General features: G+C 73.1%; 14 protein-coding genes. 2 read left to right on the top strand and 12 right to left on the bottom strand.

The genetic code is table 11. The features are described 5' to 3' along the window. Nucleotides 1–43 precede the first annotated feature (43 nt). Together ACFVSN_RS24205 and ACFVSN_RS24210 are read left to right on the top strand one after the other, a co-directional pair. Nucleotides 44–1,084, top strand: a complete 1,041-nt coding sequence (locus ACFVSN_RS24205; protein ID WP_387956563.1) for a M4 family metallopeptidase — start codon at nt 44–46, stop codon at nt 1,082–1,084. Between the two features lie 143 nt (nt 1,085–1,227). Continuing rightward, the gene (locus tag ACFVSN_RS24210) at nt 1,228–1,494 is read left to right on the top strand and encodes a protealysin inhibitor emfourin (protein WP_329931097.1); all 267 of its coding nucleotides are present in this window, start codon (nt 1,228–1,230) and stop codon (nt 1,492–1,494) included. A 49-nt stretch (nt 1,495–1,543) separates the two neighbouring features. Here ACFVSN_RS24210 and era read toward each other — a convergent pair whose 3' ends face one another. The 12 genes from era to ACFVSN_RS24270 all read right to left on the bottom strand — a co-directional run bounded on the left by era (nt 1,544) and on the right by ACFVSN_RS24270 (nt 12,700). Continuing rightward, nucleotides 1,544–2,473, bottom strand: a complete 930-nt coding sequence (gene era / locus ACFVSN_RS24215; protein ID WP_359969813.1) for a GTPase Era — start codon at nt 2,471–2,473, stop codon at nt 1,544–1,546. A 49-nt stretch (nt 2,474–2,522) separates the two neighbouring features. Further along, nucleotides 2,523–2,684, bottom strand: a complete 162-nt coding sequence (locus ACFVSN_RS24220) for a hypothetical protein (protein WP_380444812.1) — start codon at nt 2,682–2,684, stop codon at nt 2,523–2,525. Nucleotides 2,685–2,786: 102 nt separating this feature from the next. Continuing rightward, nucleotides 2,787–3,140, bottom strand: a complete 354-nt coding sequence (locus ACFVSN_RS24225; protein WP_380444811.1) for a cytidine deaminase — start codon at nt 3,138–3,140, stop codon at nt 2,787–2,789. Between the two features lie 46 nt (nt 3,141–3,186). Continuing rightward, complete coding sequence (locus tag ACFVSN_RS24230; RefSeq protein WP_380498162.1) at nt 3,187–3,732, bottom strand: DUF4383 domain-containing protein; 546 nt, start codon at nt 3,730–3,732, stop codon at nt 3,187–3,189. Between the two features lie 38 nt (nt 3,733–3,770). Continuing rightward, a complete protein-coding gene (locus ACFVSN_RS24235) occupies nt 3,771–4,007 on the bottom strand; it encodes a hypothetical protein (RefSeq protein ID WP_380444808.1) in 237 nt (78 codons plus the stop codon). 43 nt (nt 4,008–4,050) lie between these two features. Continuing rightward, the gene (locus ACFVSN_RS24240) at nt 4,051–5,376 is read right to left on the bottom strand and encodes a hemolysin family protein (RefSeq protein WP_380444806.1); all 1,326 of its coding nucleotides are present in this window, start codon (nt 5,374–5,376) and stop codon (nt 4,051–4,053) included. 19 nt (nt 5,377–5,395) lie between these two features. Further along, nucleotides 5,396–5,890, bottom strand: a complete 495-nt coding sequence (ybeY, locus tag ACFVSN_RS24245) for an rRNA maturation RNase YbeY (RefSeq protein ID WP_063347517.1) — start codon at nt 5,888–5,890, stop codon at nt 5,396–5,398. 14 nt (nt 5,891–5,904) lie between these two features. Beyond that, nucleotides 5,905–7,041, bottom strand: coding sequence for a PhoH family protein (locus ACFVSN_RS24250; protein ID WP_380444804.1), 1,137 nt, complete (start codon nt 7,039–7,041; stop codon nt 5,905–5,907). Between the two features lie 206 nt (nt 7,042–7,247). Further along, the gene (locus tag ACFVSN_RS24255) at nt 7,248–8,171 is read right to left on the bottom strand and encodes a ribonuclease Z (RefSeq protein WP_380444803.1); all 924 of its coding nucleotides are present in this window, start codon (nt 8,169–8,171) and stop codon (nt 7,248–7,250) included. 5 nt (nt 8,172–8,176) lie between these two features. Then, nucleotides 8,177–8,530, bottom strand: a complete 354-nt coding sequence (locus ACFVSN_RS24260; protein WP_387589040.1) for a histidine triad nucleotide-binding protein — start codon at nt 8,528–8,530, stop codon at nt 8,177–8,179. Nucleotides 8,531–8,595: 65 nt separating this feature from the next. After that, nucleotides 8,596–9,351, bottom strand: coding sequence for an RDD family protein (locus ACFVSN_RS24265; RefSeq protein WP_387589038.1), 756 nt, complete (start codon nt 9,349–9,351; stop codon nt 8,596–8,598). 100 nt (nt 9,352–9,451) lie between these two features. Continuing rightward, nucleotides 9,452–12,700, bottom strand: coding sequence for a S41 family peptidase (locus ACFVSN_RS24270; protein ID WP_387589035.1), 3,249 nt, complete (start codon nt 12,698–12,700; stop codon nt 9,452–9,454). Nucleotides 12,701–12,755 lie beyond the last annotated feature (55 nt).

Consider the following 12,755-nt stretch of genomic DNA (forward strand, 5'->3'; position numbering starts at 1 on the left):
CGCGCCGGTGACAACCGGTCATCGAGGCCTCACTCTGGGCCACATGACTGCCGCGCCGCCGCTGTGCACCATCGTTCCGCCGTACGTCCTCGACCACCTCGCCGAGGCCGGTCACGAGCCCGCCGCCCGCTCCCTGCTCCTCGACGCCGCCCACCGCTCGACCCGCCACGCCGCTCCCCCGGCCGCCCCCGCCGGCCCCGCCGGCCCGGGTGCCACCGGGCTCAGCCGGGTGATCGCCGACACCGGCCACAGCGAGCGGCTGCCCGGACGGACCGTCCGCACCGAGGGCCAGGCCCCGGTCGCCGACCGGTCCGTCGACCACGCCTACGACGGCCTCGGCGCGACCTTCGCGCTGTACGCCGACGCCTTCGGCCGCCGCTCCGTCGACGGCCGCGGGCTGCGGCTGGACGCGACGGTGCACTACGGCCAGGACTACGACAACGCGTTCTGGAACGGCAGGCGGATGGTCTTCGGCGACGGCGACGGCGAGGTGTTCGGCGACTTCACCGCCTGCATCGACGTCATCGGCCACGAACTCACCCACGGCGTCACCCAGTTCACCGCCGGCCTGGAGTACCGGGACCAGCCGGGGGCGCTCAACGAGTCGGTCTCCGACGTCTTCGGCTCGCTGGTCAAGCAGTACGCGCTGCGCCAGGGCGCGGCCGACGCCGACTGGCTGATCGGCGCCGGCCTGCTCGTCCCCGGCGTGCAGGGCGTCGCGCTGCGCTCGATGAAGGCGCCCGGCACCGCCTACGACGACCCGCGCCTCGGCAAGGACCCGCAGCCGGCGCACATGCGGGACTACGTGCAGACCGCCGGGGACAACGGCGGCGTGCACATCAACTCCGGCATCCCCAACCACGCGTTCTACCTGCTGGCCACCGCGCTCGGCGGCTCGGCCTGGGAGTGCGCCGGACGGATCTGGTACGACGCGCTGACCGGCCGCCGGCTGCCCGCCGACGCCGACTTCACCGCCTTCGCCCGGGCCACCGTGGCCGCCGCCAAGGCCCGTTACCCCGACCGGAGTTCGATCGCGGACACCGTGACGGCCGCGTGGGCGCAGGTCGGCGTCAGCCCCGGCTGACGGCACCCCGGCCCCCGAACTCCCGTTCCCCGGGCCGGGGAGCGGGAGTTCGGGACCGGCCGAGACCAGGTTGAGCCGGGCTTAAGGTCACGGTCCGGGAAAAGCCCGGCAAAAACCCATCCCTACGTAGCACCATGGCCACCATGCGTATCCAGGTGACCCGGACCGGCGGCCTCGCGGGAATCGTCCGCCGCGCGGAGCTCGACACCACCGACCGTACGGACGCCCCGCACGTCCACGCGCTCGCCCGCGAGGCCGTCGCGGGCGGGCTGCGGGCCCCGTCGTACGGGGTGCCGGACGGCTTCCACTACGAGATCACCGTCGACGGCCGCACGGTCCACTGCGCCGACCCGAAGCTCACCGACTCGCAGCGCGAGCTGGTGTCGCTGGTGCTGCGCGAGGGCGCGTAGGACGTTCCCCGGGCACCCGCCCCCGCGCGGCACCCGGCCCCGCGGCCGGTCAGAACCCGAGCTTGCGCAGCTGCTTCGGGTCGCGCTGCCAGTCCTTGGCCACCTTGACGTGCAGGTCGAGGAAGACCGGCGTGCCGAGCAGCGCCTCGATGTGCTTGCGGGCCGTCGTGCCGACGTGCTTGAGCCGCGCGCCCTTGGCGCCGATGACGATCGCCTTCTGGCTCTGCCGCTCGATGTAGACGTTCGCGTGGATGTCCAGCAGCGGACGGTCCGCCGGGCGGCCCTCGCGCGGCAGCATCTCCTCGACCACGACGGCCAGCGAGTGCGGCAGCTCGTCCCGCACGCCCTCCAGGGCGGCCTCGCGGATCAGCTCGGCGACCATGATCTGCTCGGGCTCGTCGGTGAGGTCGCCGTCCGGGTACAGCGGCATGCCCTCCGGCAGCAGCTTGGTGATCAGGTCGGCGACCAGCTCCACCTGCTTGTCGCCCACCGCCGAGACCGGGATGATCTCGGCCCACTCGATGCCCAGCTCGACGCCGAGCTGGTGGACGGCGATCAGCTGCTCGGCCAGCCGCTTGGAGTCGACCAGGTCGGTCTTGGTGACGATGGCGACCTTGGGGGTCTTCTTGATCTCGGCGAGCTCCTTGGCGATGAACTTGTCGCCGGGGCCGAGCTTCTGGTCGGCGGGCAGGCAGAAGCCGATCACGTCGACCTCGGCCCAGGTGGAGCGGACCAGGTCGTTGAGGCGCTCGCCGAGCAGGGTGCGGGGCTTGTGCAGACCGGGGGTGTCCACCAGGACGAGCTGGGCGTCCGGGCGGTGGACGATGCCGCGCACGGTGTGCCGGGTGGTCTGCGGACGGTCGGAGGTGATCGCGACCTTCGTCCCCACCAGGGCGTTGGTCAGGGTCGACTTGCCCGCGTTGGGCCGGCCGACGAAGCACGCGAATCCGGATCGGTACGGGGAGGAAGGGGCACTCATGCGCTCCATTCTCCCTGATCACCGGGAGCCGGCCGACCCGGCCGCGCGGTCAGCCCTTGGAACCGCCGCCGCGCGAGGTCAGCGCGGCGACGATCAGCAGCAGGAGGAAGGCCAGCGAGCCCCCGAGCCACCAGGGCGAGCCGGTCTCCTGCCACTTGCCCATCCCCATCACGAACAGCAGCAGCCCGGCGAAGAACGCCACCGTGCCCATGTCCCCAGCCCCCTCACCGATTCCCCTCCGGTGAGATTATCTGCTGAACGCAGGAACGTTCCGCCGGGCCACCGACGCGTCGGGAACGCGCGAGAACGCCCCTCAGGAGGCCTTGACCGCCACCCGGAGCGTCCCGTCCGGACCGGCCAGCAGCAGTGGCGTCCCGGCCCCGCCGAGGTCCCGCACGGCCGCCAGGTCGGCCTCGGCCGGCCGCTCCGCCTCGCTCACCACGGCCGCCGCCTCCAGCGACTTCGCCCCGCTGGCCACCGCCATCGCGACGGCCGTCTGCAGCGCGCTCAGCCGCAGCGACTCCAGCGCGACCGTCCCGGCCACGTACGTCCGCCCGGTCTCGTCACGCACCGCGGCCCCCTCGGGGACGCCGTTGCGGGCGCGGGCCGAGCGGGCCAGGGTGATGATCTTCTTGTCTTCGGGGTCGAGCTCGACGTTGTCACTCATGCGCCGAGCATAGGCGCCGACCGGCCCGCGGGGCCCGGGGCGGCCCTCAGTGGCCGACCGGCTGGGTCGGTCCCGGGTTCGGGTTGAGGACCTTGACGAAGGTCTTCGGACCGGACGGCAGCGGCGTCTCCCGCTCGATGCGCCCGCGCCAGAACGGGTTGTCGTGCGGCAGGTGGCTGCTCACCCGTCCGTACATCCCGAACGTCGTCACGACGGTCCCGAACACGAAGGCGAACAGCACGTTCGACATCCGGAAGTTGAGGATGTTGGCGTCCGGCCGGCCGAGCACCGTCAGCCCGTAGAACCCGGACAGGACGAACAGCACGCCGACCACCATGTTCAGGTTCGACGCGAAGTTCCCGCCGATCACCGCCCCCACCACCAGGATCGCGCCCACCACGATGGACAGGATGCTCAGCGCCCCGTTGGTCGACAGCCCGGCGACGCGGTCACCGTGCGTCGCGAGGAACCCCGGGTGGTCGGCCAGGCCGAGGCACCCGAACACGATCAGGAAGATCCCCCCGAGCCCCGCCCCGGCCCGCCACACGGTGGCGAGCTTCGAGTCGACGGGCAGTTCGTCTTGCAGCTTCATGGCGACCTCCACCATGGGCCGGCCGGGCGGCACCCGGCCTAGCTGTAGGGATGGCTCCCCTGCATGTGCGGGACCTCGTGCATGTAGAGCGAGCCGCACTGCTGACAGCAGCGCAACCCGGTGCCCCATTCCTGCTCGGGCCGGGTCTCGGCCTCGTCCGCCATGGTCCGGCCGCACAGCGCCATCGCGAGGTCGCCGTCCCGGACCACGTGCCAGACCTTGACCCCGCCCGCCGCCCCTTGCGGGCCGTACTCCGCGCGAAGTTGATGCGTCATGCCCTCCATGGTCGCTCCGCCGCCCCGCCGCCGCTACTCGCGGCTACTCGCCCTGGTCGTCCGAGGGGTCGTCGGCCCGGCGGACGGGGGTGGCGACCATCGAGCCGATGCGGTTGCGGCGGCCGGCGGAGGACTCGGCGGTCAGCAGGATGCCGGTCAGGCCGGTGTCGGCGGGTTCGGGCAGCGGGATCTCGCAGGCGGAGCCGGGGATCGGGACGCGGCCGAGGTGTTTGGCGAGCAGGCCGCCGACGGTCTCGACGTCCTCGTCCTCCAGCTCGATGCCGAAGAGTTCGCCGAGGTCCTCGACCAGGAGGCGGGCGGTGATCCGGTAGGAGCCGTCGCCGAGGTCCTCCACGGGCGCGATCTCCCGGTCGTACTCGTCGGTGATCTCGCCGACGATCTCCTCCAGGACGTCCTCGATGGTGACCAGGCCGGCCGTGCCGCCGTACTCGTCGATCACGATCGCCACGTGCGAGCGGCGCTGCTGCATCTCGCGCAGCAGGTCGCCGGCCGGCTTGGAGTCCGGGACGAAGACGGCCGGGCGCATCACCGCGCCGACCTCCTCCGACTCGGCCTCCCGGTTGATGTGGGTGCGCCGGACGAGGTCCTTCAGATAGACGATGCCGACGACGTCGTCCTCGTTGTCGCCGACCACCGGGATGCGCGAGAAGCCCGAGCGCAGCGCCAGCGTCAGCGCCTGCCGGACGGTCTTGTGCCGCTCGATCATCACCAGGTCGGTGCGCGGCACCATGACCTCGCGGACGATGGTGTCGCCCAGCTCGAAGACCGAGTGCACCATGCGGCGCTCCTCGTCCTCGATCAGGTCGTCCTTCTCGGCGAGGTCGACGAGGGCGCGCAGCTCCGCCTCGGAGGCGAACGGCCCCTCGCGGTAGCCCTTGCCCGGGGTCAGCGCGTTGCCGAGCAGGATCAGCAGCCGCGGGATCGGGCCGAGCACGGCGGCCAGCGGCAGCAGCACGAAGGAGGCCGCAGTCGCCGTGGTCAGCGGGTGCTGGCGCCCGATCGTGCGCGGCGAGACGCCCACCGCGACGAACGACACCAGCACCATCACGCCGAAGGCGAGCAGCACGGCCTGCCAGGTCGGGGCCACGTTGCGCACGCACACCACGGTGACCAGGACGGCCGCCGCCATCTCGCTGGCCACCCGGATCAGGGTGGCCAGGTTGAGGTAGCGGATCGGGTCGGAGGCGACGGTCAGCAGCCGGGCCGAGCCGCGCCGCCCGGAGCGGACGGCCTCCTCGGCCCGGAACCGGGACACCCGGGAGATGCCCGCCTCGGCGCACGCGGCCAGCCAGCCGAGCACGACGAGCAGCACGGCACCGAGGATGAAGCTCGTACTCTCACCACTCACAGGAGTTCGGGCTCCGCGCTCAGTGGGTGGTGGGGGCCGGCGAGAGGCCGCCGAGCCCGCGACCGGCCCGCCAGTCGTCGAGGATCCGCTTCTGGAGGGCGAACATCTCTTCCTCCTCCTCGGGCTCCTCGTGGTCGTAGCCGAGCACGTGCAGCACGCCGTGGACGGTGAGCAGCTGGAGCTCCTCGTCCATCGAGTGCTTGGACGGGGCCGCCTTGCCCTGCTGCTCGGCGACCTCGGGGCAGAGCACGATGTCGCCGAGCAGGCCCTGCGGCAGCTCCTCGCCCTCCTTGCCGGGGCGCAGCTCGTCCATGGGGAAGGACATCACGTCGGTGGGTCCGGGGAGGTCCATCCACTGGATGTGCAGCTCCTCCATCGCCGCGCCGTCCACCAGGATCACGGACAGTTCGGACTGCGGGTGGATCCGCATCTTGTCCAGGGCGAAGCGGGCGACGTCGAGGATGGCTTCCTCGTCGGCGTCCCAACCGGACTCGTTGGCGATGTCGATCGACATGACGGGCTGTTCGCTCAGCTTTCGGTGCGATGGGACTGTCGGGGTGCGCGGGGCGCCGTGGCCTTGCTCGCCGCGCGCCGCTGGGCGGGCTTGCGGGCGGCCGGGGCGTTGTCCTCGGCCTCCTGCCGGGCGTCCCAGCGTTCGTACGCGTCCACGATCCGGCCGACCAGCTTGTGGCGGACCACGTCGGTGCTGGTGAGGACGGAGAAGTGGATGTCGGGCACGTCGGCCAGGATCTCCTGGACGACCTTGAGACCGCTGCGGGTGCCGCCCGGGAGGTCGATCTGGCTGGTGTCGCCGGTGACCACCACCCGGGAGTTGAAACCGAGGCGGGTGAGGAACATCTTCATCTGCTCGGGCGAGGTGTTCTGGGCCTCGTCCAGGATGATGAAGGCGTCGTTGAGGGTCCGGCCGCGCATGTAGGCGAGCGGGGCGACCTCGATGGTGCCGGCCGCCATCAGGCGCGGGATGGAGTCCGGGTCCATCATGTCGTGCAGCGCGTCGTACAGCGGGCGCAGGTACGGGTCGATCTTCTCGTAGAGGGTGCCGGGCAGGAAGCCCAGCCGCTCCCCCGCCTCGACGGCCGGGCGGGTCAGGATGATCCGGTTGACCTCCTTGGCCTGCAGGGCCTGGACGGCCTTGGCCATCGCGAGGTAGGTCTTGCCGGTGCCGGCCGGGCCGAGGCCGAAGACGATCGTGTGCCGGTCGATCGCGTCGACGTAGCGCTGCTGGTTGAGGGTCTTGGGGCGGATCGTGCGGCCGCGGTTGGACAGGATGTTCGCGGTGAACACCTGGGACGGCGCCGGGCTGTCCGGGTCCTCCTCCTGGCTGCGGAGCATGGCGATGGAACGCTCCACGGAGTCCTCCGTGAGGGGCTGGCCGGTGCGCAGCACCAGCATCATCTCGTTGAAGAGCTTCTGCACGAGGCCGACCTCGGCGGGCGCCCCGGTGGCGGTCACCTCGTTGCCGCGGACGTGGATGTCGGCGGCGGGGAAGCCCTGCTCGATCACGCGCAGCAGCGAGTCCGCCGTGCCGAGCAGGGTGACCATCGGGTGCTTCTCGGGGATGACGATCCGGGCGCTGACGCGGCCGTCGTCGGCCGGTTCGGGGCGCGACTGACCATTGGTACGGGTCTGCGATGTGTCACTCATAGGTCGGCGCTGGGGCCTGCCTCATCCCATCCGTGGTGTCGTGTGCCGCTCGGTGTCTCCGGGGCACCAGGGTACGCCGCGAGCGTGATCGCCGCGGCGGGCGGCGGGGCCGCACCCGACGATGCTGCGGCAGATCGGGGGACGGCGCGAGCCCTTTTCGGCGCTCCCGGCCTCACCACGGGTTCCGCGAGCGCGAAGGCGGACGCTCAGGGCAGCCGCCGCGGCGGGACGGGCACCCGGGCGAGGTCGCCGGCGAGCACCAGTTCGCCGTCGAAGTGCTTGCGGGCGTCGGCCAGGTGCTGGCCGAGGTCGGGGTAGCGCTGGGAGAAGTGGGTCAGCACGAGGGTGCGCACACCGGCCTCGGCGGCGGCCTTGGCGGCCTGCCCGGCGGTGAGGTGGCCGTGGTCCTCGGCGAGGTGGGCGTCGGCGTCGGTGAAGGTGGACTCGACGACCAGCAGGTCGGCACCCTCGGCCAGTTCGTGGACGCCCTCGCAGAGCCGGGTGTCCATCACGAACGCGAACTTCTGGCCGAGCCTGGGCTCGCTGACCTCGTCCAGGGTGACCGTCCGGCCGTCCGCCTCGATCGCGCCATCGTGCTGCAGCCGGCCGACCGCCGGGCCCCGGATGCCGAGGGCGGCGAGCCGTTCGGGCACCAGGCGGCGGCCGTCCGGCTCGGACAGCCGGTAGCCGAAGGACTCCACCGGGTGCGAGAGGCGCACCGCGTCCAGCGCGAAGCGCGCGCCGGGCGCGGGCAGCGGTCCCGGCTCGTCGATCGGGCGCGGGCGCAGCACCGCCGTCTCGTGGTAGGCGGTGGCGTGCCGCAGCCGCTCGAAGTAGACCTCGCCGGAGGCGGGGAAGTAGACGTCGACCGGGTGCGGGACGCGGTCCAGGTTGATCCGCTGGATCACCCCGGCGAGGCCCAGGCAGTGGTCGCCGTGGAAGTGGGTCACGGCGATCCGGGTGATCTGGGTGGCCGAGACCCCGGCGTGCAGCATCTGCCGCTGGGTGCCCTCGCCGGGGTCGAACAGCAGTCCCTCGCCGTCCCAGCGCAGGAGGTAGCCGTTGTGGTTGCGGTGCCGGGTGGGCACCTGGCTGGCGGTGCCGAGGACGACGAGTTCGCGCTGCGACACGTAGGTCAGACCATGCTCTCGGTCATCGGCTTGCCGCCGAGCACGTGCACGTGCGCGTGGAAGACGGTCTGCCCCGCGCCGGCGCCGGTGTTGAAGATCAGCCGGTAGTCCTCGACGCCCTCGTCCCTGGCCACCAGGCCCGCCTCGGCGAGGAGTTCGCCGGCGATCTCCGGCTCGGCGGCGGCCAGCGCGGCGGCGTTCGGGTAGTGGACGTGCGGGATGACGAGGACGTGCACCGGCGCCTTCGGGGCGATGTCGCGGAAGGCGAGGACGCGCTCGGTCTTGCGCACCACCGTGGCCGGGATTTCGCCCGCCACGATCTTGCAGAACAGGCAGTCGGGCTGCGGCTCGCCGGCCATCGGATTCTCCTCGGGATCGCGTTCGGGGTCGTGCTTCGTCTGCGCTGGGGCCGTACGGCCGCAGCCTAGCCGAGCCGCCCGGTGGCCTGCTCGTACTCCCGCAGGTGCTTCCAGCGCACGATCCGCACGCCGACGATGTCGCCCTCGCCCTCGAACTCCTCGCTGAGCCAGCTGACCAGCAGGACGACGAAGCCGATCAGCCAACGCCGGGTGAGCCGCCAGGTGTTGGGGTGCATGACGCGCTTGCGGCGGATCACCCGCAGCGCCATGACGCCCTTGCCGACGCTGAAGCCGGTGAGGCGGGCGAGCAGCACCTGGTTGACGAACGACAGGACGAGGCCGGTGGCCAGCAGGCCGACGATCCACGGCACGCCGGCGACCGCGCCGTGCTTGCCCGCGTGGCCGGCCTTGTTCGCGACGGCGAAGGCCGGGCCGACGGCGACCAGGAAGTCGATCAGGATGGCCGGAAAGCGCCGGTAGTTGCTGGTCTCCGGCGGCGTGGGCGCCGCGGTGGCGGCGTCGAACCCCTGCCCGTGGGCCGCGTACGGCTGCGCGGGCTGCGGCTGTTGGGCCGGCTGCGGCTGGTACGGCTGGCCGTGCGCCGGGTACGGGTTCTGCCCGTGCGGCGGGTACGGATTCTGACCGTACTGCGGCTGGGGCTGCTGGTACTGCTGCGGCTGCTGGTACTGCTGCGGCGGCGGCTGCTGCTGCCCGTACGGATTCGGCGGGTACCCCTGCGCCGGGTACGCCTGCTGCGGCGGCTGCGGCTGTGCGTAAGGGTTCTGGCCGTACTGCTGCGGTGATGGATAGCCCTGTGCCATGTGCTCCCCCGTAGAGCTGTCGAGCAAGATCAGCCCCGCATCCTACTCACCGCCCGGAGCGGGAAGTCGGCCCACCCGACTTCCCGCTCCGGACCCGCCCCTACTGCCAGGGCAGCGGCGGCGCCGTCCGGGCCGGCGCCTCGGCGAGCGCGGCCAGCGCGATGCGCACGCCGGCGGCCAGCTGCGGGTCCTCGCCCGCGGCCCACTCGTGCGGCGCGATCGGCACCTCGACGTCCGGGTCGACGCCGTGGTTCTCCACGCCCCAGCCGTAGTTCTCCAGCCAGAACGAGTACTTGGGCTGGGTGACCAGGGTGCCGTCGACCAGGTGGTAGCGGCTGTCGATGCCGATCACCCCGCCCCACGTCCGGGTGCCGACCACCGGGCCGAGCCCCAGCGCCTGGATCGCGGCGTTGACGATGTCGCCGTCCGAACCGGAGTACTCGTCGGCGAGCGCGACGACCGGTCCGCGCGGGGCGTCCCCGGGGTAGGGCTGCGAGCTGGTGATGTCCCGGGCGACGTTCCAGCCGACGATCCGGCGGGCCAGCTTCTCGATCACCAGCTGGGAGGTGTGGCCACCCCGGTTCTCCCGGATGTCGACGATCACGCCCTCCTTGGCCATCTCGGAGCGCAGGTCGCGGTGGAGCTGGGCCCAGCCGGCGCTCTGCATGTCCGGGATGTGCAGGTAGCCGAGCCGCCCGCCGGACAGCTCGCGGGTCTCGGCCCGGCGCCCGGCCACCCAGTCGTGGTAGCGCAGCGCCTCCTCGTCGGCGAGCGGGACGACCACCGGGTGGCGCTGGTCGGTGCCGTCCTTGCCGGCCACGGTGAGCTCGACGGGCTGCCCGGCGGTCCCGGCCAGCAGCGGCGCCGGGCCGGTGACCGGGTCCACCGGGCGGCCGTTGACGGCGAGGACGGCGTCCCCGGGGCGGATCGCGGCGCCGGGCGCGGCGAGCGGCGAGCGGGCCCGGGGGTCGGAGGACTCGCCGGGCAGGATCCGGGCGATCCGCCAGAGGTCCCCGTCCTTGACCAGGTCGGCGCCGAGCAGGCCCTGGCGCCGCGCGGGCTCGGTGTGCAGGCCGTAGGGCATGACGTAGGCGTGCGAGGTGGCGAGTTCGCCGTGCACCTCCCAGAGCAGGTCGACCAGGTCGTCGTGCGAGCCGACCCGTTCGACCAGCGGGCGGTAGCGCTCCAGGACGCCGTCCCAGTCGACGCCGGAGAGGTCCGGGCGCCAGAAGTTGTCGCGCATCAGCCGGCCGTTCTCGGCGTACATCTGGCGCCACTCGGCGGCCGGGTCGACCGTCACCCGCAGCCGGGCGAGGTCGACGGCCGTCTCGTCCTCGTCGCCCGCCTTGTGGTCGGCCGGGAGGATCCGCAGCTCGCCCTCGTCCACGACCGCCAGCCGGCTGCCGTCCCCGCTGACCGCGAACCAGTCCAGGCCGTGCACGAGCGGCTCGGCCCGGCGCTTCTTGAGGTCGAAGCGCTCCAGCGTGGCCCGGGGCCGTTCGTCCTCCAGCGAGGCCGCCTCGTCGCCGAGTTCGCCGAGCAGCGGCAGGCGCGTCCACAGCACGCCGTCCTTGCCCGCCTTGAGCGCGCCGAAGCGGCCGCCCTCCACCGGGAAGGGGACGATCCGGTCGGCGATGCCGTCCAGGTCGACCCTGGTCACCGGCGCGGCGTCGGCGCCGCCCTCCTCGCCGTCGCCCTTCTTGCCGCGCGGCTCCTCGTCCTCCCCGCCGAGCGGGCGCCCGGCCCGCTGCGGGCCGAACGGGGACGGCGTGTCGGCGGCCAGCGTGATCAGGTACGGGCGGCAGCCGTTGGGGAAGGACAGGTCGAAGACGTGCGAGTCGTAGACCGGGTCGAAGTTGCGCACCGACAGGAAGGCCAGGTAGCGGCCGTCCGCGGTGAAGGCCGGCGCGGTGTCGACGAAGCGCTGCTGGGTGACCTCGCCGACCGTCCGGGTGGCCAGGTTCGCCAGCACGATCTGGCGCAGCGACCACGCCCCGCTGCCCGGCACCGGGCGCGACCAGGCCAGCCACGCGGAGTCCGGGCTGAACACCAGGCCGCTGACCTCGCCGTCGGTGCTGCGGGCCAGCTCGTGCACGGCGCCGTCGGCGAGCGTCACCAGCAGCACCCGGCCGTCGTGCACGCCGAGCGCCGCCTGCTTGCCGTCCGGGGAGACCATCAGCGAGTTGACCCGGCCGAGCTGTCCGGCGGCCAGCCGGCGGCGCTCGGCGCCGTGGACGGCGGGGGCGAACTCCAGCCCGTCCTCGCCCCCGGCGTCCGACACCCACAGCACGCCCTGCGCGCCGTCCTCGCCCGGCACCACGCGGGCCAGCCGGCCGCGCACGCCCGGCGTCTCGTCCAGCACCCGGGCCGGGCCCTCGCGGTGGGTCAGCCAGTGCACGCTCCCGCGCACCACGACGGCGCTGGCCCGGCCGGTGCGGTCCGGGGCGACGGTCTCCAGCCAGTGCGCGGCGTGCACCGGGCGCGGGCGGCGGCCGGTGCGCGGCCCGGCCAGCCGGACGTCCAGGCGGCGCGGCTCGGCGCCCTCGGCCAGGTCCTCCAGGAGCCACAGGTCGCCGGCCCGGTGCCAGACCACCCGGGTGCCGTCGGTCGCGGCGTTGCGGGCGTAGAAGCCGTCCGGGGAGGTGGTGTGGCGGCGCAGGCCGGTGCCGTCCGGAAGGCTGGAGTAGAGCTCGCCGACGCCCTCGTGGTCGGACAGGAACGCGATCCGCGAGCCGTCCGCGCCGGCCACCCACAGCGGCGAGGAGAGCTGCCCGTCGAGGTCCTCGTGGATCCGGACGAACTCGTCCCGGCCGATCCACAGCTTGCCCGCCCGGCCGCCCCGGTAGCGCTTCCACCAGGCCGGTTCGCGGTTGTTGACGGTGCCCAGCAGCACCCGGTCGCCGTCCGGCTCGAAGGCCAGCCCGCCGACCGGCCCGTACGGCAGCCGCACCGGCTCGCCGCCGTCCAGCGGCACCGCGTGCGCCCAGGTGCGGCGCAGGGTGGCCTGCCCGGCGGTGGTGGTGGCGATCGGACGGCCGTCGGCGGTCCACCCCTGTAGCTGGGTCTGGCCGCTGCCCCAGTGGGTCAGACGCCGCGACGGGCCGCCGTCCACCGGCACGACGTGCACCTCGGGCGCGCCGTCCCGGGCGGAGGTGTAGGCGATGTGCCGCCCGTCCGGGGAGAACCGCGGGTGGTGGACGGGCAGGTGATCGGCCGTCAGCCGCCAGGCCCGGCCACCGTCCAGAGGGGCGAGCCAGACGTCGTTCTCGGCGACGAAGGTGACCAGGTCACCGTGCAGATGCGGGTGGCGCAGGTATGCGCCGACAGGGTTGCTGAGGGGTTCCGTCACGCCGCCAGCGTAGGCACGTACGCGGACGGGGCGGGCCGCTTTTACCCGACTCCAC

Origin of the sequence: Kitasatospora sp. NPDC057904 (assembly GCF_042887925.1) — a bacterium.
In the GTDB taxonomy this organism is placed as follows: Bacteria; Actinomycetota; Actinomycetes; order Streptomycetales; family Streptomycetaceae; genus Kitasatospora.

Bases quoted from the DNA above. Each gene is read 5' to 3' on its own strand.
- ACFVSN_RS24205 (WP_387956563.1), top strand. From the start codon at position 44: ATGACTGCCGCGCCGCCGCTGTGCACCATCGTTCCGCCGTACGTCCTC.
- ACFVSN_RS24210 (WP_329931097.1), top strand. From the start codon at position 1,228: ATGCGTATCCAGGTGACCCGGACCGGCGGCCTCGCGGGAATCGTCCGC.
- era (WP_359969813.1), bottom strand. From the start codon at position 2,473: ATGAGTGCCCCTTCCTCCCCGTACCGATCCGGATTCGCGTGCTTCGTC.
- ACFVSN_RS24220 (WP_380444812.1), bottom strand. From the start codon at position 2,684: ATGGGCACGGTGGCGTTCTTCGCCGGGCTGCTGCTGTTCGTGATGGGG.
- ACFVSN_RS24225 (WP_380444811.1), bottom strand. From the start codon at position 3,140: ATGAGTGACAACGTCGAGCTCGACCCCGAAGACAAGAAGATCATCACC.
- ACFVSN_RS24230 (WP_380498162.1), bottom strand. From the start codon at position 3,732: ATGAAGCTGCAAGACGAACTGCCCGTCGACTCGAAGCTCGCCACCGTG.
- ACFVSN_RS24235 (WP_380444808.1), bottom strand. From the start codon at position 4,007: ATGACGCATCAACTTCGCGCGGAGTACGGCCCGCAAGGGGCGGCGGGC.
- ybeY (WP_063347517.1), bottom strand. From the start codon at position 5,890: ATGTCGATCGACATCGCCAACGAGTCCGGTTGGGACGCCGACGAGGAA.
- ACFVSN_RS24250 (WP_380444804.1), bottom strand. From the start codon at position 7,041: ATGAGTGACACATCGCAGACCCGTACCAATGGTCAGTCGCGCCCCGAA.
- ACFVSN_RS24260 (WP_387589040.1), bottom strand. From the start codon at position 8,530: ATGGCCGGCGAGCCGCAGCCCGACTGCCTGTTCTGCAAGATCGTGGCG.
- ACFVSN_RS24265 (WP_387589038.1), bottom strand. From the start codon at position 9,351: ATGGCACAGGGCTATCCATCACCGCAGCAGTACGGCCAGAACCCTTAC.